This window comes from Marinitoga sp. 1154, from assembly GCF_013363285.1.
GTDB lineage: Bacteria > Thermotogota > Thermotogae > Petrotogales > Petrotogaceae > Marinitoga.
In genome coordinates this window covers 1-671 of sequence record NZ_LBFB01000073.1, presented here as the reverse complement: position 1 = coordinate 671, position 671 = coordinate 1, and the positions used below count along the sequence as shown (strand labels likewise).

General features: G+C 26.1%; 1 protein-coding gene and 1 pseudogene. Both read right to left on the bottom strand.

Annotated features, from left to right (window positions below):
* On the bottom strand, positions 1–255 hold a 255-nt coding region (locus XO12_RS11150; protein ID WP_175420357.1), incomplete at its 3' end, for an IS3 family transposase.
* 170 nt (positions 256–425) lie between these two features.
* Positions 426–671, bottom strand: a pseudogene (locus tag XO12_RS11145) (transposase); the annotation flags it as partial.

Here is a 671-nt window from a genome sequence, read left to right as displayed (position 1 = left end):
ATGATTTTTAGGTCTTTTTTTAGGATGTTTTGAATGACGATGATAATTTCGAGTTAAATTAAGTTCTTTTCTTAATCTATGAATTTTTTTGTGATTAATAATAATACCATATTTTTGCTTAAATACAACTGCAAGTTTCTTAGACCCCAGAGTTTTGTAGAAAAACTCTGGGTTAGAAGGATCGTCAATTGATAACAAATCAACAAGTAGTTTTTTAATATACTCATCATAAACCTTTTCACCTTTAGTATTCAAAGAATAACCTTTAAAATATTTATTTTTTCTACTATAACGATTAACAGTAAAAAACAATCTTGATTTAAAATAGAAAGTGCTACGTTTAATCTTATAACGATTAAGCAAATAGTCTAAAGAAACACCGAAGTTAGTATATTTATTAATAAGCAGTAAATCTCCAATAAAAGTTACCTTCTTTGCTGTCGTTTTTTTTTCAAAAAATTAATTTCATCCTCTTGCATTTTAATAAGAAGTTCTTTTTCAAGAAGAAGACGTTCATAATATTTAAGTTTTTTCTCTAAAGCAGCAGAATCATTAGTATTATTTGAATTAGACTTAATAATACCAGCAGATTCGTAAATAATTGGAGGAACCTTAGAAATATCAGAAATCATAGAACTAGGACGACCTTTTTTTGAATGAAACACATTATC